This window comes from Rhodococcus sp. X156 (assembly GCF_004006015.1).
In the GTDB taxonomy this organism is placed as follows: Bacteria; Actinomycetota; Actinomycetes; order Mycobacteriales; family Mycobacteriaceae; genus X156.
Window position 1 is genome coordinate 2,320,866 of record NZ_CP034766.1, and the last position, 18,490, is coordinate 2,339,355.

Sequence of the window (18,490 nt, forward strand, 5' to 3'; positions counted from 1 at the left end):
GTGACCTCCCCGGTCCGCAGCCAGTTCCCCCCGATCGCCGACTACGCCTTCCTGTCGGACTGCGAGAACACCTGCCTCATCGCGCCCAACGGGTCGGTGGAGTGGATGTGCCTGCCCCGGCCGGACTCCCCCAGCGTCTTCGGGGCGATCCTCGATCGCGGCGCCGGGCACTTCCGGCTCGGCCCGTACGGGGTGAGCGTCCCGGCCGCGCGCCGCTACCTGCCCGGCAGCCTCATGGTGGAGACCACCTGGCAGACCGAGACGGGCTGGATCATCGTGCGCGACGCGCTGGTGATGGGGCCCTGGCACAACACCGACGAGCGGTCGCGGACGCACAAGCGCACCCCCAGCGACTGGGACGCCGAGCACATCCTGCTGCGGACGGTGCGCTGCGTCAGCGGCACGGTGGAGCTGGAGCTGAGCTGCGAGCCGGCCTACGACTACCACCGCCGGGACCTCACCTGGGAGTACTCCGGCCCGGTGTACGGCGAGGCGGTGGCCCGGTGCACCGAGCCCGCCGACGGCAAGGCCGAGCGGCGCGACACCTTCCCCGACCTCCGGCTGACCACCAACCTGCGCCTGGGCCTGGAGGGCCGCGAGGCCCGCGCCCGGACCCGGCTGCACGAGGGCGACGACGTGTTCGTGGCGCTGTCGTGGTCGGAGCTGCCGGTGCCGCAGGACTACGCCGAGGCCGCGGACAAGATGTGGAAGACCGGCGAGTGCTGGCGGCAGTGGATCGCCGCCGGCAGCTTCCCCGACCACCCGTGGCGCAGCTTCCTGCAGCAGAGCGCGCTGGCGCTGAAGGGACTGACCTACTCCCCCACCGGAGCCCTGCTGGCCGCCTCCACCACCTCGCTTCCGGAGACCGCCGGCGGGGAGCGCAACTGGGACTACCGCTACGCCTGGGTGCGCGACTCCACCTTCGCGCTGTGGGGGCTGTACACCCTGGGCCTGGACCGTGAGGCCAACGACTTCTTCGCCTTCATCGCCGACGTCTCCAGCGCCACCAACGGCTCGCCGCACCCGCTGCAGGTGATGTACGCCGTGGGCGGGGAGCGTGAGCTGGTGGAGAGCGAGCTCGACCACCTGTCCGGCTACGGCGGGGCGCGGCCGGTGCGCATCGGCAACGGCGCGTACAACCAGCGCCAGCACGACATCTGGGGCTCCGTGCTGGACTCGGTGTACCTGCACACCCGCTCCCGCGAGCACGTGCCCGAGCAGCTGTGGCCGCTGCTCAAGGCGCAGGTGGAGCAGGCGATCGAGCACTGGCGCGAGCCCGACCGCGGCATCTGGGAGGTGCGCGGCGAGCCGCAGCACTTCGTCTCGTCCAAGCTGATGTGCTGGGTGGCGCTGGACCGCGGGGTGCGGCTGGCCAAGCTGCACGGCGAGGACTCCTACGCGGAGAAGTGGGCCCGCGTCGCCCAGGAGATCCACGACGACGTCACCACGCACGGGGTGGACGAGCGCGGCGCCTTCGTGCAGCGCTACGGCTCCGACGACCTGGACGCCTCGCTGCTGCTGGTGCCGCTGCTGCGGTTCCTGCCCGCCGACGACCCTCGGGTGCGCACCACGGTGCTGGCCATCGCTGAGGAGCTCACCGAGGACGGGCTGGTGCTGCGGTACAAGACCGACGCCACAGACGACGGCCTGGAGGGCGAGGAGGGCACCTTCACCATCTGCTCGTTCTGGCTGGTGTCGGCGCTGGTGGAGATCGGGGAGCTCAAGCGGGCCCGGCACCTGTGCGAGCGGCTGCTCTCCTACGCCAGCGCGCTGCAGCTCTACGCCGAGGAGATAGACCCCAAGACCGGCCGCCACATGGGCAACTTCCCGCAGGCCTTCACCCACCTGGCGCTGATCAACGCCGTGGTGCACGTGATCCGGGCGGAGCAGGAGGACGGCGGCAGCTTCCAGCCCGCGCACAGCGGACCGTAGCCGCAGCCCTAGTGCAGTCCGGCTGCCACCGCGCGCACCACGTCGGCGGCGGGGATCGCGTGCGCGAGCGAGTGCTGCTCCCCCGCCCACAGCGCGACCGCAGCCTCGTCGCCCGCGGCGGCGGAGGCCGCGCGGATCGGCTGCGACGCCCGGTTGAGGTGCGGGTACAGCGCGGGCGCGCCGTCGGTCAGCTCGTCCAGCAGCGCGTTGCGGATGCCCCGCGCGGGCCGGCCGGAGAACGCCCGCGTCACCGCGGTCGGCCGGTCCGACGCCAGCGCCGCGCGGTGCGGTGCTGCGGTGCCCGCCTCCGGGCAGAGCAGGAACGCCGTGCCCAGCTGGGCCGCCCGTGCCCCGGCCGAGAGCACCTGCGCCACCGCCGCGGCGTCGGCCAGTCCCCCGGCAGCCACCAGCGGCAGGTCGGTCACCGACTGCACCAGCCCCAGCAGCTGGAGCAGCGGCACCTGCTGGTCGGGGTCGTCCAGGGCGGTGGTGAAGCAGCCGCGGTGCCCGCCCGCCTCCGGCCCCTGCACCACCAGTGCGTCCAGGCCCGACTCCGCCGCCAGCCGCGCCTCGGCGCGGCTCGTCACCGTCGTCCACACCTCGGTGCCCAGCGCGTGCAGCTCCTGCACCACCTCCCGCGGCGGCGCGCCGAAGTGGAAGGTGACCAGCGATACCGGGTGCGCCACCAGCCAGTCGATCTTGGCCCGCCAGTGGTCGTCGTCCCACGCCGCCTCGCCGCGGCGCACGCCGTAGCGCTGCGCCCACGTCTCCAGCGTGGCCAGGTGCCGGTCCAGGGCCGCCCGCCCGTCCGCGTCCAGGGTGGGCTCGGCGGTGGGCAGGAAGAGGTTCACCCCGAACACGCCGTTCGCACCGATGGCGGGACGCAGCGCCTGCACCCGATCGCCCATCGCGTCCACCGACAGGTTGGCCCCAGCCAGCACGCCGAGGCCGCCGGCGGTGGAGACGGCCGCGGCCAGCTGCACCGTGCTGGGCCCGCCGGCCATCGGCGCTCCGATGATGGGGACCGGCAGACGCTCCAGCAGCGGCGACACGGGGCTACTTCTTCTTGTCCCCGCTGTTGGAGGGCGAGTCAGACGACAGCGCGGCGACGAAGGCCTCCTGGGGCACCTCCACGCGCCCCACCGTCTTCATCCGCTTCTTGCCCTCCTTCTGCTTCTCCAGCAGCTTGCGCTTGCGGCTGATGTCACCGCCGTAGCACTTGGCGAGCACGTCCTTGCGGATGGCGCGGATGTTCTCGCGGGAGATGATCTTGGACCCGATCGCGGCCTGGATGGGCACCTCGAACTGCTGGCGCGGGATCAGCTCGCGCAGCTTGGAGGTCATCTTGTTGCCGTAGGCGTAGGCGGCGTCGCGGTGCACGATCGCGGAGAACGCGTCCACCGCCTCGCCCTGCAGCAGGATGTCCACCTTCACCAGGTCGGCGGCCTGCTCGCCGGACTCCTCGTAGTCCATGCTGGCGTAGCCCTTGGTGCGCGACTTCAGCGAGTCGAAGAAGTCGAACATGATCTCACCCATGGGCAGCGTGTACCGCAGCTCCACCCGGGTCTCGGACAGGTAGTCCATCCCGCGCAGCTCGCCGCGGCGGGTCTGGCACAGCTCCATGATGGCGCCGATGTACTCCGACGGGCTGATGATCGTGCACTTCACCATCGGCTCGAAGACGTTGCGCACCTTGCCCTCGGGCCAGTACGACGGGTTGGTCACCTCGTGCGGGGTGCCGTCCTCCAGCTCCACCCGGTACACCACGTTGGGCGCGGTGGAGATGAGGTCGAGGTTGAACTCCCGCTCCAGGCGGTCGCGGGTGATCTCCATGTGCAGCAGGCCCAGGAAGCCGCAGCGGAAGCCGAAGCCCAGCGCCACCGACGTCTCCGGCTCGTAGGTGAGCGCGGCGTCGTTGAGCTGCAGCTTGTCCAGCGCGTCGCGCAGCACGGGGTAGTCGGAGCCGTCCATCGGGTACAGCCCGGAGTAGACCATCGGCTTGGGGTCGCGGTAGCCGACCAGCGGCTCGGTGGCGCCCTTGCGGGTGGTGGTCACCGTGTCACCCACGCGGGACAGCCGGACGTCCTTGACGCCGGTGATGAGGTAGCCCACCTCGCCCACCCCGAGGCCCTGGCTGGGCTTGGGCTCCGGGGAGATGATGCCGACCTCGAGCGCCTCGTGGGTGCTGCCGGTGGACATCATGGTGATCTTCTCGTGCGGCAGGATCCGACCGTCCACCACGCGCACGTAGGTGACCACGCCGCGGTAGGCGTCGTAGACGGAGTCGAAGATCATCGCCCGTGCCGGGCCGTCGGCGTTGCCCACCGGCGGCGGCACCAGCTTGACGATCTCGTTGAGCAGCTCCGACACGCCCGCGCCGGTCTTGCCGGACACGCGCAGCACGTCGTCGGGCTCGCACCCGACGATGCCGGCGATCTCCTTGGCGTAGCGGTCCGGGTCGGCCGCGGGCAGGTCGATCTTGTTCAGCACCGGGATGATGGTGAGGTTCTTGTCCATCGCCAGGTACAGGTTGGCCAGCGTCTGCGCCTCGATGCCCTGGGCGGCGTCCACCAGCAGCACCGCGCCCTCGCAGGCCTCCAGCGCCCGGCTCACCTCGTAGGTGAAGTCCACGTGGCCGGGGGTGTCGATGAGGTGCAGCACGTGCTCGGTCTCTGGACCGTCCACGCCCGGCGCCACCCACGGCAGCCGCACGTTCTGCGCCTTGATGGTGATGCCGCGCTCACGCTCGATGTCCATGCGGTCCAGGTACTGGGCCCGCATGGCGCGTGGGTCGACCACCCCGGTGAGCTGCAGGATGCGGTCGGCCAGGGTGGACTTCCCGTGGTCGATGTGCGCGATGATGCTGAAGTTGCGAATGCGCTCAGGCGGGGTGAACGTCGTGTCGGCGAAGCTGGAAATGAGACACTCCCTGGTCCAGGTGGTGGCGGCTTGGCTCCATGGTCCCATGCGCGCGGCCCGTCCCGAGCACGCCGGAGGTGTTCGCCGGTGCGGCGTCCCTCAGACGGGTCTCCCCGCGGGGTCGTAAGGTCGGGCCCCGTGGCGAGCATCTGGAAGTCCGTGGCACGGCAGGTCGGCAGGCTCGCGGTGCGGGAGGGCCCCCGGCTGCTGCGACGGCTGCAGAGCTCCCGCGCCCCGCTCCCGGCCCCCACCGGTGTGGCCGGCCGGCCCGTCGCCACCCGCACGGTCCCCACCGCGCAACGTGCCCGCACCATCAGCTACTCCCCCTCCCTGGACGGCCAGGCCGACCCGGGTGAGGTGGTCTGGACCTGGGTCGCCTACGAGGAGGACGCGCACCAGGGCAAGGACCGCCCGGTGCTGGTGGTCGGCCGCGAGGGCCCCGGCGTGCTGCTGGGGCTGATGCTCTCCAGCCAGAGCCACCGGGACGGCCAACCGGGGTGGCTGTCGCTGGGCACCGGCTCGTGGGACGCCGAGGGACGGCCCAGCTGGGTGCGCCTGGACCGGGTGCTCGACGTGCCCGAGGAGGGCATTCGCCGGGAGGGCGCCGTGATGGCCCGCCAGGACTTCGACGTGGTGGCCGCCCGGCTGCGGGCCGACCACGGCTGGCGCTAGAACGAGCCGGCGATCTTCCAGGACAGGCTCAGCGCCAGCAGCCCGGCGACCACCAGGAACACCCGGCGGACGAAGGCCGAGCCCAGCTTGATGGCCAGCCGCGCGCCGAGCGTGGCGCCAGCCAGGTTGCCCACCGCCATGCAGCCGCCCACGCCCCACACCACCAGCCCGTGCGGGGCGAAGTAGGCCAGGGCGCCGAGGTTGGTGGCCACGTTGGCCAGCTTGGCCGTGGCCGAGGCGGCCAGGAAGGCGTAGCCGATCCAGCCGACCAGCACGAAGACCAGGAACGAGCCGGTGCCCGGGCCGGCCAGGCCGTCGTAGGCACCGATCAGCGCTCCGGCCACCATCATCGCCACCACCCGGGCGCGGCCGTGGAAGCGGTGGTTCTCCTCCACCCCCAGCGACGGGCGGGCCAGGGTGTAGGCGCCCACCACCACGATGGCCACCAGCACCACCACGTTGAGCGCCGTGGCGGGCAGTGCGGTGGCGAAGGCGGCGCCGCCCACCGAGCCGGCCGCGGCCGCCGCAGCCATCAGGCCGGCGGCCCGCCAGTCCATCGGGGTGCGCCGGGCGTAGGTGATGGTGGCTGCCGAGGTGCCCACCACCGACGACACCTTGTTGGTGGCCACCGCCAGCACCGAGGCCCCGGGCAGCAGGAGCAGCAGGGCGGGCAGCTGGATGAGCCCACCCCCACCGACCACCGCGTCCACCGCGCCGGCGACGAACGCGGCCAGCACCAGCAGCAGCAGCGCGGAGACGCTGATGCCCGCAAATCCTGGCCAGGTCAGCGTCGTGTCCACGGCTGCGCACGCTATCGCCCGCACCGCGGTTTGAGGATCCGGGTGCACCACTGATAACCTTCGTGGTCGGCGCATGTTTGACCTGCGCAGCTGATCTTTCCCACACTCGACTGAACTAGAGGGCGAAACGCGTGGCCAACATCAAGTCCCAGGTGAAGCGGATCCGCACCAACGAGCGGCAGCGACTGCGCAACCAGTCGGTGAAGTCCTCGCTGCGCACCGCGATCCGTCACTTCCGTGAGGCGGCCGCGAGCGGCAACAAGGAGCAGGCCGCCGAGGCCCTGCAGGTTGCCTCCCGCAAGCTGGACAAGGCGGCCAGCAAGGGCGTCATCCACGCCAACCAGGCAGCGAACAAGAAGTCGGCGATGGCCCAGGCGGCCAACAAGATCGACGCCTGACTCGCTCCACCCGAACACCGCTCCACCACGCAGAGCCGCCCAGGTCGTCACGACCGGGCGGCTTTCTGCGTGCACGGGCACTCAGCGGCGGTGCAGCTCGACGACAGCCAGCACGGCCCGCTCCACGGCGTAGTCGTTGTCGGCCGCGGCACCCTTGACGTCGGCGTTGAGCCGGGCCACCACCTGCAGCGCCTCGCCCAGCGCCTGCGCCGACCACCCGCGCGACTGGGCGACGGCCTTCTTCACCTTCCACGGTGGCATGCCCAGCTGACCGGCCAGCCGGAACGGGTCGCCCCCGGCCGAGGCGCTCACCCGGGCGATGGTGCGCACCGCGTCGGCCAGGGCGTCGGCCAGCAGCACGTGCGGGACCCCCAGCTGGGTGGCCCAGCGCAGCGACTCCAGGGCAGCGGCCCGGTTGCCGGCCACCGCCTTCTCCGCCACGTCGAACCCGGTGACCTCCGCCCGCCCGCGGTGGTAGCGGTGCACCGCGGCCACGTCGATGGGGCCGGCGGTGTCCGCCACCAGCTGCGAGCAGGCCGCCGACAGCTCCCGCAGGTCTGACCCGACGGCCTCCAGCAGCGCCGTCACCGCGTCCGCGGTGGGCTTGGCCCCGGCGCCGCGCAGCTCGGCGCGGACGAAGTCGGCCAGCTCGGCCGCCCGGGTGATCTTGGCGGCGGCGTGCACCTGGGCGCCGGCCTTGCGCAACGTGTCCACCATCGCCTTGGACCGGCCGCCTCCGGCGTGCACCACCACCAGGACCACGCCCTCGGGCAGGTCGGTGGCGGCACTGAGGATGAGGGCCACCGCGTCCTTTCCCGCCTCCTGGGCAGCCTCCAGCACGAGGATCCGCGCCTCGGCGAACAGCGAGGGGCTGAGCATCTCCGCCAGCTCAGGGCCAGACACCGCACCCGCACGCACCTTCTGCACGTCCGCCGCCGGGTCGGCGAGGCGGGCGTGGGTGACGATGCCCTCCACGGCCCGGTCGACCAGCAGCTCCTCGTCGCCCAGCACCAGGTGCAGGCGCTGCTGCTCGGTGCCGCTCGCCGGGTCCTGCGCCGTGTGCTGTGCTGCCCTCGCCATGCCTCAGATCGTCCCACGACGCCCGGACACCGCGGCCGCGCCGGCTGCCAAACCGGTCCAAAACCCTGCTTTACCTGGGCTTTGTGTGACTCGACAGACATCGAACCAGGGTGCTTACTCACGCGAAGCATGTATATAGTTGTTTTTAGCACGCATATTCGATCACTTGTGGGGACTTAGTGTCAGTGTCACGCGCCACCGTCGAGGCTCTCGTCGACGAGATCATGCACTTTGGCAGGGCGCTGCGGATCAGCCTCTCCAACGCCGACGACGGCCCCTTGCCGTTGCCGCTGGAGGGCGTGCTGCAGGTGCTCGCCAACAACGGCGAGTGCCGGCAGAACGAGCTGGCCGCGAACCTGTGCATCAGCCAGTCCGCCCTCAGCCGCCAAGTATCTGAGCTGGTGGAGCTGGGCCTGGTGTCCCGACAACCCGACCCGGCCGATGGACGCGCCTCCCGCGTCCAGGCCACCGCCGAGGGACTGGCCCTGCTGGCCAGCTCGCGCTCCCGCCGAGCCGTGCGACTGCGCGAGCTGCTCGGCGAGTGGGAGCAGGACGACGCCGCCAGCGCGGTCGCCTCCCTCGGCCAGCTCACCGAAACCTTCCTGAACGACGCACTTCCCTCCGAACCCACCCGTCGGAGCAGCAACAACACCCGATTGGGGGCACACGCATGACCACCACCACCGTGGACCGTCCGCTCGACGACGAGCCGGAGGCCATGACCCACCGCCAGATCCTCGAAGCGCTGCTGGGTCTGCTCGCGGCGCTGTTCACCGCGCTGCTGAGCACCACCATCGTGGCCACCGCGCTGCCCACCATCATCGGTGACCTGAACGGCTCGCAGACCGCCTACGCCTGGGTGATCACCACCGCGCTGCTGGCCAACGCGGCGTCCACCCCGATCTGGGGCAAGCTCGCGGACCTGTTCAACAAGAAGGTGCTCGTGCAGAGCGCCATCATCATCTTCGTCATCGGCTCGATCATCGCCGGCATGTCGCACAACGTGCCGCTGCTGCTGGTGGCCCGCGTCATCCAGGGCATCGGCATGGGTGGTCTGACCGCCCTGGTGGTCGCCATCATCGGCACCATCGTCTCCCCGCGCGAGCGGGGCCGGTACTCCGGCTACATGGGCGCGGTGATGGCCGTGGCCATGACCGGTGGCCCCGTGCTCGGTGGCGTCATCGTGGACAGCCCGCTGGGCTGGCGCTGGTGCTTCTACGTGTGCGTCCCGCTGGCAGTGATCGCGCTGGTGCTGCTGCAGCGCACCCTGCACATCCGCACGGTGCGCCAGGACAACGTGTCCATCGACTGGCTGGGCGCCACCCTGCTCACCGCCGGTGTGTCTGTGCTGCTGATCTGGGTCTCCTTCGCGGGCAAGGCCGGCTACTACGGCTGGATGTCCGCCGAGACCGTGCTCTACGTCCTGGGCGGCCTGGCGCTGCTGGCGGCCACCGTGGTCGTCGAGTCCAAGGTGTCCTCGCCGATCATCCCGCTGAAGATCATCACCGAGAAGACCACCGGGCTGGCGATCATCGCCTCCATCGCCGTCGGCGTCGGCATGTTCGGTGCCACCACCTTCCTGGGCCAGTACTTCCAGACCTCGCGCGGCTACAGCCCCACGGCAGCGGGTCTGCTCACCATCCCCATGGTGGTCGGCATGCTGGTCGGCTCGGTCGGCTCCGGCCAGCTGATCTCCAAGTTCGGCAAGTGGAAGGCCTTCGTGGTCAGCGGTGCCGCGCTGATGGTCGCCGGCTTCGCCCTGCTGGGCACCCTGGACCACACCACCAACCTGGTGCTGGTCAGCGCGTACATCGCCATCGTCGGCTTCGGCATGGGCATGCTGATGCAGAACTTGGTCCTCGCCGTGCAGAACACCGTGAGCGTCAAGAACATCGGTGCCGCGTCCGGCTCGGTCGCCTTCTTCCGCACCTTCGGTGGCGCGATCGGCGTGTCGGTGATGGGCTCCATCCTGGCCACCCGCGTGGCCGACCTCTCCGCGGAGGGCTTCGCACAGCTGGGCATCAACTCCGGCGGCAGCACGGCCGGGTCCAACTTGAACGTGGGCGCCCTGCCTGCTCCCGTCCAGGAGGTCATCCGCGCCGCCTACGGTGACGCGACCGGCCGGATCTTCCTGATCGCCGCCGTGATCGCGCTGGTCACGCTGGCGTGTGTGGCTGTCCTGCCGAACACGCCGCTGCGCACCACCATCGACCTGGTGCAGGACGACCCCGAGGCGGTGCCCGTCGAGGAGCTGCCCAGCGACAAGCCCGCCGGCAAGGACGGTGCGGTCACCTCCGGTGCCGCCGCTGGTGCCACCACCGGCGTCTCGGCCGGCACCGACGCCGGAGCTGGTGCGGGCAAGCACCGGGCCGACAACAGCTAGTCCGCTCCACCAGGAGGGCCCCGCAGCACTGCGCTGCGGGGCCTTCCCGTGTCTGCGGGCTCGGCTCCTGACCCAGGCCCTCCCGAGCCCAGGGGGTGACAGGACCCTCGGTGTGCGCTGCGACGCGGCCTAGCCTGGCGGTGCGAGCGAGACGACGATTCGCCTAGGAACACAGAGGAGAAACGACTGTGACTCTTGTCGGCATCATCGGCGCGGGCCAGGTGGGGAGCACGCTTGCCCGTGCGGCGATCGCGGCGGGCTACGACGTCGTCATCGCCAACTCGCGGGGACCCGAGACCTTGACGGGTCTGCTCAGCCAGCTGGGCCCGCGGGCACGCGCCGCGCACACCGCCGATGCTGCAGCGGCAGCCGACTTCGCGGTCACCGCCTACCCGTACACGCCCGCCGACACGCCGCCGGTCGAGGAGCTCGCGGGCAAGGTCGTCATCGACAACAACAACTACATGGCCTGGCGGGACGGGAGCTTTCCCGAGGTGGACTCCGGCCGCACGACGATTCACGAGCTGCGTCAGGAGCAGCTGCCCGCCTCGAAGGTCGCCAAGGCGTTCACCCACGTCCAGTTCCACCCGCGCTCCCCCGTCCGCGTCCCCAGCGACACGCTGCCTGCCCTGCTCCGGCTGGCCCGACCGGCCGGACACCCCGACCGCAAGGCGCTGGTCGTCTCCAGCGACTACCCCGACGCCGTCGAGCTGGTGACGCGGTTCTACGACGAGCTCGGCTTCGACGCGGTGGACAACAGCCCGCTGAGCGAGTCCTGGCGCAGCGCCCCCGGCACGCCGATGTGGCGCCACCACGTCGACGGACAGAGCCGCGAGGAGCTCGTCCGCAACCTGCAGCGCGCCGAGCGCATCCTCGGCTGAGCAACGAGGGGGCTGACTCCGGCTTCCCGAGCACCGGACCGTCCGGGCTCAGCGGGTGACCAGCGCCGGCCCGGGCAGCAAGGCGATGTCGCCCCGCTGGTCGGTACGGACAGTGGTGGCGCCCTGGCGGGCGAGGTGGTCGAGCACGCCGGCGTTGGGGTGGCCGTAGGTGTTGCCGGTGCCCACGCTGACCACCGCCAGGCGTGGGTGCACCGCGTCCAGGAACTCCGGCACGGAGAAGCGCGAGCCGTGGTGGGGCACCTTGAGCACGTCGGCACGCAGGTCGGCCCCGGAGTGCAGCAGCGCGCTCTGCCCGGACTCCTCCACGTCACCGGTGAGCAGCACCCGTCCCGCTGCCGTCCGCGCCGACAGCACCACGGAATAGTCGTTGAGCTCGGTGCCCTCATCGCCCCCCAGCGCACCGGGCACGCGGCGCACCGGCCCCAGCACGTCCAGCGTGAGCGCCGTCCCCCACTGCAGGGACTGCCCCGCGCTGAGCTGCACCACGGGCACGCCGTGGCGGTCGGCCACCTGCTGCACCTCGCGCAAGGTGCCGGTCGGCAGGTGCAGCGGGCCCAGCGCCACCGCACCCACGCTGCGTCCGGCCAGCACCCCGTCCAGGCCGTCCACGTGGTCGGCGTGCAGGTGGGTGAGCACCACCAGGGGCACCTGCTGCACCCCCAGCCGGTCCAGGCAGCCCGCGACCGCCCGCGCCTCGGGCCCGGCGTCCACCACCACCGCCTGGCCCTCACCGGTGGCCAGCGCCAGCGCGTCGCCCTGCCCGACGTCGCACATCACCATCGCCCAGCCGGGCACCGGCCACCCTGGGTGCAGCACCCGGGTGGGCACCCACACCAGCACCGCGCCGGTGACCGCGGCCAGCAACACCACCCGCACGGCCTGGCTGCGGGCGAGCACCAGCAGCACCACGGTGGCCGCGGCCATGCCCAGCGCGCCCGTGGTGCCGCCCGGCACCGCTACCGCCGCCGAGGGCAGCGCCGCACAGCGGTGGGCCACCTGCACCAGCCACCACACCGCCGGCCCGGCGAAGCGCACCGCCAGCTCGCCCGCCGGCGTCCAGATCGGCAGCAGCACGGTGGCCAGCACCCCCAGCACGGTGGCCACCCCCACGGCGGGGGCAGCGAGGATGTTGGCCAGCACGGACACCACGCTCAGCTGCGCAGACAGTCCGGCAATGACGGGTGCGGTGACCGCTTGCGCGGCCATCGGGACGGCCAGCAGCTCGGCGACCCCCGCGGGCACGCCCCGGCGACGCATCCCGTCGACCCAGCCTGGGGCCAGCAGCACCAGTCCCCCGGTGGCCAGCACCGACAGTGTGAACCCGGCGTCCACCGCCAGCTGCGGCGACACCAGCAGCAGCACCAGCACCGCCCCGGCGAGCGCGGGCAGGGCCCGTTTGCGGCGTCCGGTGACCAGGGCGAGCAAGGCAATTGCGCCCATCACCGCCGCGCGCAGCACGCTGGGCGAGGGCCGGGCCAGCACCACGAAGGCCACCAGGGCCACCGCGGCCAGCACCGCCCGGGTGCGGGGGCTCGCCCCCACCAGCCCGGTGAGCAGCAGCACTGCGCCACAGACGATGGTGATGTTGGTGCCGGACACCGCGGTGAGGTGCGTCAGCCCAGCCGTGCGGAAGTCGTCCAGCAGCGGCTGCGGCAGCCGGGAGGTGTCCCCCACCACCAGGCCGGGCAGCAGGGCACCGGGCTCGGCGGGCAGCACCCGGGCCGCAGCGTCGCGCAGCTGGGTGCGCAGCGCCCCGGCCACCCGCTGCACCCGCGGCGGTTGCCCCACCAGCTCCGGTGGGTCGCTCACCCGCACGGCGCCGACGGTGAGGTCGTTGCGCTGGGGCGGGGCCAGCCGCCCGCTCACCCGTACCTGCTGGCCGGGCAGCAGGTGTGCCCAGGAATCGGCGGGGGCCAGCAGCACCACCGCGCCGTGCATCTCGGGGTAGCCCTCAGCGCTGGTCAGCTGGGCGCGCACCAGCACCCGCTGCGGTGCGCCAGGGAGGGCCGCCCGCAGCAGCTTGGGGTCGTCGCTCAGCCGCACCTGCAGCTGCGCGCTCTCGCCCCGCTCCGCCGCCGCGGCCAGCGGGTGGACGTCCACCGCGTGGGTCCGCAGCGCGGTGGCGGCGGAGAACCCGGCGGTCACGGCCAGGGCGGCCAGCAGCCCGGCCGCCACGGCGCGCCTGGAGCGGCGCCGCACCCACGCGATCCCGCCCAGCGCCAAGGCGGCCACCACCACCGAGACCTGCCAGCCGGCGAGCAAGCCCAGCAGCACCGCCGCCCAGGCGCAGCCAGCGCTGGGAAGCAGCCGGACGTCAAGCCGCTCGGCGGGAGCAGCACTGGTGCTCACACCGCGACCAGCGGCGTGAGCTGGGCCAGCCGCGCCGGGCCGATGCCGCTGACCTCGGAGAGCTGGTCCACGCTGCGGAAGCTGCCGTTCTTGGTGCGCCAGTCCAGGATCGCCTTGGCCATCACTGGGCCCACCCCGGGCAGGTCCTCCAGCTCAGCGGCGCTGGCGGTGTTGAGGTTCACCAACCCGGGCGTGCTGGACGAGCCGGCGGCCGGGCCCGCGGTGGAGCCGGCAGACGTGCCGCCGCTGACTGGCGCGCCGCCCGGCGGCGGGACGATGCCCACCAGGATCTGCTGGCCGTCGGTGAGCGGCTGAGCCAGGTTCAGCGCCACCAGGTCGGTGCCGGGCAGCGCCCCACCGGCGCCCGCGAGCGCGTCGGCCACCCGCGCTCCTGGCGCCACCGTGACCAGTCCGGGGTTGCGCACCCGCCCAGCCACGCTCACCACCAGCGTGGTGGGCGCCGCGCTCGGGGCCGGTGCGCTGCTGGGTGCGCCGGCCGCCACCGGGGACAGTGCCACTGCCGGAGCGGGCGGCACCACCTCCGGGACCGGACGATCGCGCCACACCCCGACAGCCGCGAGCACCGCTGCCGCGGCGGCCACCGCGGCGAGGGCGAGCGCGCCGTGGCGGCCGGGGTCTACCCGGGCACCCTGCCAGCGGGTGGGCAACCACTTCTCCCGCCAGCCGCGTGGGGTGGGTAGTGGCTCGTCGTCTGGGGCGGCGGATGGCTCGTCCGGGGCAGCTGGCGTGGTGATGCGCCCGAGCCGGTGGCGGCTGCGCTGGTTCTGCTCACGGGACGGCACGCCTGCTGACGCTAGGGACCCACAGCCCGCTCGGGACCGGTGTCCGAGGCCGCTGTGGACCACCTGCACCGATGTGCACAACCAGCCAGGCGTGCCCCGCTACTGCGCCGGTCGCGAAGGCGAGTCACGTCGCCCGCACCTAACATCACCCAAACACGACAAGGGAATTGAGATGAACATGCGACACCTGGCGGCCTCCTTGGCTGCAGTGGCACTGCTAGCCGCTGGATGCAGCAGCAGTGCGCCCACGGCCCCGTCGACGACCACCGAGGCGCCGTCGGTGGCGCCTTCCAGCCCGATGCCCAGCACCCCCACCGCGCCTGCGACGACACCTCCCGCACCGACGGCGGTGTACACGCCGCCACCGGTCAGCACCACCGGCACCCTGCCGCCCGCCAAGGCCCCGGCCACCACCACCCGCAAGCCGCCCACCACCAAGGCCCCGGCCACCACCACGCGCAACCGGCCTGCCACCAAGGCCCCGGCCAGCACCACGCGCCCCCGACCCGCAGCCCCGCCAGCGACGTCACAGGAGTGGACCCCACCGTCCTGCCCACCGGGCACTGTGTTCAGCCCGATGGGCATCGAGTCGTGCCAGACTCCGGCGGAGGTTGCTGAAATCAGTCGGCTGGAACGCCTGTGCGGCGGGGGTGGCGGCACGCTCGCCGAGTGCGGACCCGGCCAGCGGTCCGATGGCACCCCGCGCACCAATTGAGGGCCGCCTGCTCCCACAGGGCGTAACTACTGCTCGGGGTCTCCGGCGCCGCCGGGGCAGACCACCACGCCGACCATGCCCGGCCCCAGGTGCGCACCCACCACGGCGCCGACCTGCGACTCGTAGACCTCGGTGAGGTGCGGGATGCGCTGCTTCAGCTGCTCCACCAGCGTGGCGGCCCGGTCGGCCGCACCCAGGTGGTGCACGGCCACGGCGGTGGGCTCGTCGCCCGCGGCCTCCACCGCGATGTCGGCCAGCCGCGCCAGCGCCCGCGAGGAGGTGCGCACCTTCTCCAGCACCTGGATGCGCCCGTCCACCACGTGCAGCAGTGGCTTCATCGACAGGGCGGTGCCCAGCAGGGCGGCGGCAGTGCCGATGCGGCCCCCGCGGCGCAGGTGCTCCAGTGTGTCCACGCACAGCAGGGTGCGGCAGCGCGAGGCCACGTCCACCGCGGCGGCGTAGGCCTCCCCCAGGCTCTTGCCGGCGGCGGTGGCGCGGGCGGCGGCGAGCACCGGAAAGCCCAGGCCCATCGCCGCAGAGCGGGAGTCGACCACCCGCACCTCCACGTCCGGGTGCTCCGCGCCGAGCTGCTCGGACGCCAGGCGCGCCGCCTCCCAGGTGCCGGAGAGGTGCTGGGACAGGTGCAGCGCCAGCACGCCGTCGGTGCCACCGGCGGAGGTGCCGCGCGCGGCGCTCAGGTAGGCCTCGCGCAGCTCGGTGGGGGTGCAGCGGGAGGTGGTGATGGTGGGCCGGCGGCGCACACCGTGGCGGCCCTGGGTGAGCGCGGCGGCGAGCTGGTCGGCGTCGAAGTCCACCCCGTCCAGGTGCGGCTCGTCGTCCACCGACAGGTGCAGCGGCACCACGGTGATCCCGTGTCGCTCCGCCACCCCGGGTGGGAGGTAGGCGGTCGAGTCGGTCACCACGGCCGCATGCACAGGTGAAACCTTAGTGCCTCACCGCGGTGAACAGGGCAGGCACGGGCAGCTCAGGGACGGGTGGTGGCCCGGATCTCGGCGAGCACCGCGTCGGCCACCGCGCGGTGGCCCTCCCAGCCCCAGTGCATGCCGTCGGGGTTGCAGCGGCCGGCCTCGACGTGCGGGCCCACGGCGGCGGCCAGGTCCACCAGCGGGACGTCGCGCTGGGCCGACCACGAGCGCAGCGCCCGCTCGGCGGCGGGACGGCCCCGGTGCACGCCCCCGTAGGCGGCGGAGCGGTGCACCGAGGGCAGCGTGCCGATGACGGGCAAGTCAGGGCGCAGCGCCACCAGGGCGGCGCGGCACTGCTCCAGGTACTCCACGCTCAGCCGGGGCGGCAGCGCCACCGGCCGGCCGAGTCGGGACAGGTGAGGCTGCGCGGCCGTGTAGGCCTGGCGCACCACCCGGCGCAGCGCGGGCGGGCGCAGGTAGCGCAGCTGCTCGCGCAGCGCGGTGGGCAGCGGCGAGGGCAGGGTGTCCATGCCACCCACGGCCAGCACCACCGCGGCGGCGTCGGGCACGGCCGCCCACACCCGCGGGTCCTGGGTGATGGCCCACCACACGTCGCGGGAGGTCCAGCCGATGCGCGCAACCAGCTCCAGCCGCCAGCCCAGCTCGTCGGCCACCAGGTTGGGCCAGATCTGCGGGTGGTCGGCAGGGTGGGCGGTGCGGGGACCGTGGTGCGCCAGGGAGTCGGCGAACACCAGCAGCACCGGCTGCTCGCTCACACCACGCCCGCGTTCCAGGCGTCCAGCCGCCACTGCCCGTCCGCGCGGGTGCTCAGCTCGGCCCAGCGGGCGTTGCCCAGCGACCCCAGCGTGGACCAGCTGTCCCGCGGCAGGCCCAGCAGCGCAGCGGCGAGGGCCAGGATCAGCCCGCCGTGGGCCACCAGCACCACCGGGTGCGCGTCCCAGGTGCTCGGCTCGATCTCCTGCACCACGGCCACGCTGCGCGCGGCCACCTGCTCCTTGCTCTCCCCGCCCGGCGGCACGTAGCGGACGTCGGTGCGCCAGTGCCCCAGCCCACCGGGCCAGCCCTGCTCCACCTCCGAGTGCGTCAGCCCCTGCCACTCGCCCAGGAACGTCTCCCGCAGCCGCGGGTCGTGGCGCAGCGGCACGTCCACCAGCTCCACCAGGTGGCGGGCGGTGTCCGCGGCGCGGGTGAGGTCGGAGGAGATCACCAGGCCGGGCTTGCGCTCGGCCAGCACCTGCGCCGCCGCAGCGGCCTGGCGCACCCCCAGCGGGTTCAGCTCGGTGTCGAGCTGGCCCTGCATGCGGCTGGTGGCGTTGTAGCTGGTCTCCCCGTGGCGCAGCAGGATCAGGCGGCGCTTGATCAGGGGACGGCCGCTCACTGCCCGTTCAGCAGGTCGTTCAGGCGCTGGGTCTCGGTGCGCTCGTCGTCGGCGTCGCCGTAGACCTCCTCCTCGGCGTCCTCCGGGGTGTGTGCGGCCGCGTCGAACTCGATGACCGGGCAGTCCTTCCAGAGCCGCTCCAGGCCGTAGAAGCTGCGCTCCTCCACGTGCTGCACGTGCACCACCACGTCGGTGAAGTCGAGCAGGACCCAGCGGCCCTCCTTGGTGCCCTCGCGCCGCACCGGCTTGACGCCCTGCTTGCGCAGGTCCTCCTCCACCTTGTCCACGATGGCGTTGACCTGGCGCTCGTTGCGCGCCGAGGCGATGACGAAGCAGTCGGTGATGACCAGCTGGTCGGAGACGTCGAGGACGACGATGTCGGTGGCGATCTTCTCGGCCGCCGCGGCGGCGGCCACGAGGGCCACCTCGCGGGCGGTGTCGGTGGCAGTCACTGCGGGAGCTCCAGGTTGTTCGGGTCGTGCGAATGGTCTGTGTGGGTAGCGGCCCCGTTGTCGTGCGGCACGCGGGGCGCGCGGCTCGGCACGGGGTCGGAGGTGCGGCTGGTGCCGTCGGGCCGCGGACACTCGGCCGGCCGGTAGAGGTTGCGCTTGGAGATGTACTGCACCACGCCGTCGGGCACCAGGTACCAGACGGGCCGGCCCTGTCCGGCGCGCTCGCGGCAGTCGGTGGAGGAGATGGCCATGGCCGGGATCTCCACCAGGGTCAGCTGGCCCGGCGCGAGGTGCGTCAGGTGCTTGGCCTCCAGCGCGTAGCCCGGACGGGTGACCCCGACGAAGCGGGCGAGGTCGAACAGCTCCTCCACCCGGTGCCAGGACAGGATCGCCTCCAGCGCGTCGGCGCCGGTGATGAAGTAGAGCTCGGCGTCGGGGTGCTGGGCCTGCAGGTCGCTGAGGGTGTCCGCGGTGTAGGTGACCCCGGCCCGGTCGATGTCCACCCGGCTGACCGAGAACTGCGGGTTGGACGCCGTGGCGATCACGGTCATCAGGTAGCGGTCCTCGGCCGGGCTCACGTCGGTGTGCGCCTTCTGCCAGGGCTGGCCGGTGGGCACGAACACCACCTCGTCCAGGCCGAACCGGTGGGCGACCTCGCTGGCCGCCACCAGGTGCCCGTGGTGGATGGGGTCGAACGTGCCGCCCATCACCCCGAGCTTGCGTCGGGCGGGCGCGGAGGTGGACACGACGCCACATCCTA

17 protein-coding genes and 1 pseudogene are annotated in these 18,490 nt (G+C 72.7%); 6 read left to right on the forward strand and 12 right to left on the reverse strand.

Annotated elements, in window-relative coordinates:
• Positions 1–12: 12 nt before the first annotated feature.
• Positions 13–1,932 (forward strand): annotated as a pseudogene (locus ELX43_RS10980) (glycoside hydrolase family 15 protein); the annotation flags it as partial.
• An 8-nt stretch (positions 1,933–1,940) separates the two neighbouring features.
• Here the strand turns inward: ELX43_RS10980 and ELX43_RS10985 are convergent.
• On the reverse strand, positions 1,941–2,984 hold the full coding sequence (locus ELX43_RS10985) for a nitronate monooxygenase (RefSeq protein ID WP_241248903.1): 1,044 nt from the start codon (positions 2,982–2,984) through the stop codon (positions 1,941–1,943).
• A gap of 4 nt (positions 2,985–2,988) precedes the next feature.
• Entirely contained in the window at positions 2,989–4,899 is a 1,911-nt protein-coding gene (gene lepA / locus ELX43_RS10990) for a translation elongation factor 4 (protein ID WP_127783468.1), read from the reverse strand.
• A 90-nt stretch (positions 4,900–4,989) separates the two neighbouring features.
• Here lepA and ELX43_RS10995 point away from each other — a divergent pair, with 90 nt between their 5' ends.
• The gene (locus ELX43_RS10995; RefSeq protein WP_127783469.1) at positions 4,990–5,523 is read left to right on the forward strand and encodes a type II toxin-antitoxin system PemK/MazF family toxin; all 534 of its coding nucleotides are present in this window, start codon (positions 4,990–4,992) and stop codon (positions 5,521–5,523) included.
• Here ELX43_RS10995 and ELX43_RS11000 read toward each other — a convergent pair.
• Positions 5,520–6,323, reverse strand: a complete 804-nt coding sequence (locus ELX43_RS11000; protein WP_241248904.1) for a TSUP family transporter — start codon at positions 6,321–6,323, stop codon at positions 5,520–5,522. The genes ELX43_RS10995 and ELX43_RS11000 overlap by 4 nt on opposite strands.
• Before the next feature lie 131 nt (positions 6,324–6,454).
• On the opposite strand from ELX43_RS11000, the gene rpsT reads away from it, so the two are divergent.
• A complete protein-coding gene (rpsT, locus tag ELX43_RS11005) occupies positions 6,455–6,721 on the forward strand; it encodes a 30S ribosomal protein S20 (RefSeq protein WP_127783471.1) in 267 nt (88 codons plus the stop codon).
• Positions 6,722–6,802: 81 nt separating this feature from the next.
• On the opposite strand, the gene holA is transcribed toward rpsT, so the two are convergent.
• On the reverse strand, positions 6,803–7,801 hold the full coding sequence (gene holA / locus ELX43_RS11010) for a DNA polymerase III subunit delta (RefSeq protein ID WP_127783472.1): 999 nt from the start codon (positions 7,799–7,801) through the stop codon (positions 6,803–6,805).
• Positions 7,802–7,980: 179 nt separating this feature from the next.
• On the opposite strand from holA, the gene ELX43_RS11015 reads away from it, so the two are divergent.
• The 3 genes from ELX43_RS11015 (at position 7,981) to ELX43_RS11025 (ending at position 11,065) form a co-directional block, all read left to right on the forward strand.
• Positions 7,981–8,475, forward strand: coding sequence for a MarR family transcriptional regulator (locus ELX43_RS11015; protein ID WP_241248905.1), 495 nt, complete (start codon positions 7,981–7,983; stop codon positions 8,473–8,475).
• A gap of 44 nt (positions 8,476–8,519) precedes the next feature.
• On the forward strand, positions 8,520–10,184 hold the full coding sequence (locus ELX43_RS11020) for an MFS transporter (protein ID WP_127784836.1): 1,665 nt from the start codon (positions 8,520–8,522) through the stop codon (positions 10,182–10,184).
• Positions 10,185–10,372: 188 nt separating this feature from the next.
• On the forward strand, positions 10,373–11,065 hold the full coding sequence (locus ELX43_RS11025) for an NAD(P)-binding domain-containing protein (protein ID WP_127783473.1): 693 nt from the start codon (positions 10,373–10,375) through the stop codon (positions 11,063–11,065).
• Between the two features lie 48 nt (positions 11,066–11,113).
• Here ELX43_RS11025 and ELX43_RS11030 read toward each other — a convergent pair whose 3' ends face one another.
• The 8 genes from ELX43_RS11030 to nadD all read right to left on the reverse strand — a co-directional run bounded on the left by ELX43_RS11030 (position 11,114) and on the right by nadD (position 18,476).
• Positions 11,114–13,435 carry a ComEC/Rec2 family competence protein gene (locus tag ELX43_RS11030; protein WP_127783474.1) on the reverse strand — a complete coding sequence of 774 codons (2,322 nt, stop codon included), beginning with the start codon at positions 13,433–13,435 and terminating at the stop codon, positions 11,114–11,116.
• Positions 13,432–14,238, reverse strand: a complete 807-nt coding sequence (locus ELX43_RS11035; RefSeq protein ID WP_127783475.1) for a ComEA family DNA-binding protein — start codon at positions 14,236–14,238, stop codon at positions 13,432–13,434. The genes ELX43_RS11030 and ELX43_RS11035 overlap by 4 nt, the downstream gene beginning before the upstream one ends.
• Positions 14,239–14,337: 99 nt before the next feature.
• Positions 14,338–14,733, reverse strand: a complete 396-nt coding sequence (locus tag ELX43_RS11040; RefSeq protein ID WP_127783476.1) for a hypothetical protein — start codon at positions 14,731–14,733, stop codon at positions 14,338–14,340.
• 246 nt (positions 14,734–14,979) lie between these two features.
• On the reverse strand, positions 14,980–15,888 hold the full coding sequence (locus ELX43_RS11045; protein ID WP_127783477.1) for a DegV family protein: 909 nt from the start codon (positions 15,886–15,888) through the stop codon (positions 14,980–14,982).
• A 50-nt stretch (positions 15,889–15,938) separates the two neighbouring features.
• A complete protein-coding gene (gene octT / locus ELX43_RS11050) occupies positions 15,939–16,688 on the reverse strand; it encodes a diglucosylglycerate octanoyltransferase (RefSeq protein WP_241248906.1) in 750 nt (249 codons plus the stop codon).
• Positions 16,652–17,278: a histidine phosphatase family protein gene (locus tag ELX43_RS11055; RefSeq protein ID WP_241248907.1), complete on the reverse strand. Its 627-nt coding sequence runs from the start codon at positions 17,276–17,278 to the stop codon at positions 16,652–16,654. The genes octT and ELX43_RS11055 overlap by 37 nt, the downstream gene beginning before the upstream one ends.
• Positions 17,275–17,730 carry a ribosome silencing factor gene (rsfS, locus tag ELX43_RS11060; protein ID WP_127783479.1) on the reverse strand — a complete coding sequence of 152 codons (456 nt, stop codon included), beginning with the start codon at positions 17,728–17,730 and terminating at the stop codon, positions 17,275–17,277. The genes ELX43_RS11055 and rsfS overlap by 4 nt, the downstream gene beginning before the upstream one ends.
• Entirely contained in the window at positions 17,727–18,476 is a 750-nt protein-coding gene (gene nadD, locus ELX43_RS11065; protein ID WP_277601697.1) for a nicotinate-nucleotide adenylyltransferase, read from the reverse strand. Before nadD ends, rsfS begins: the two co-directional genes overlap by 4 nt.
• Positions 18,477–18,490 lie beyond the last annotated feature (14 nt).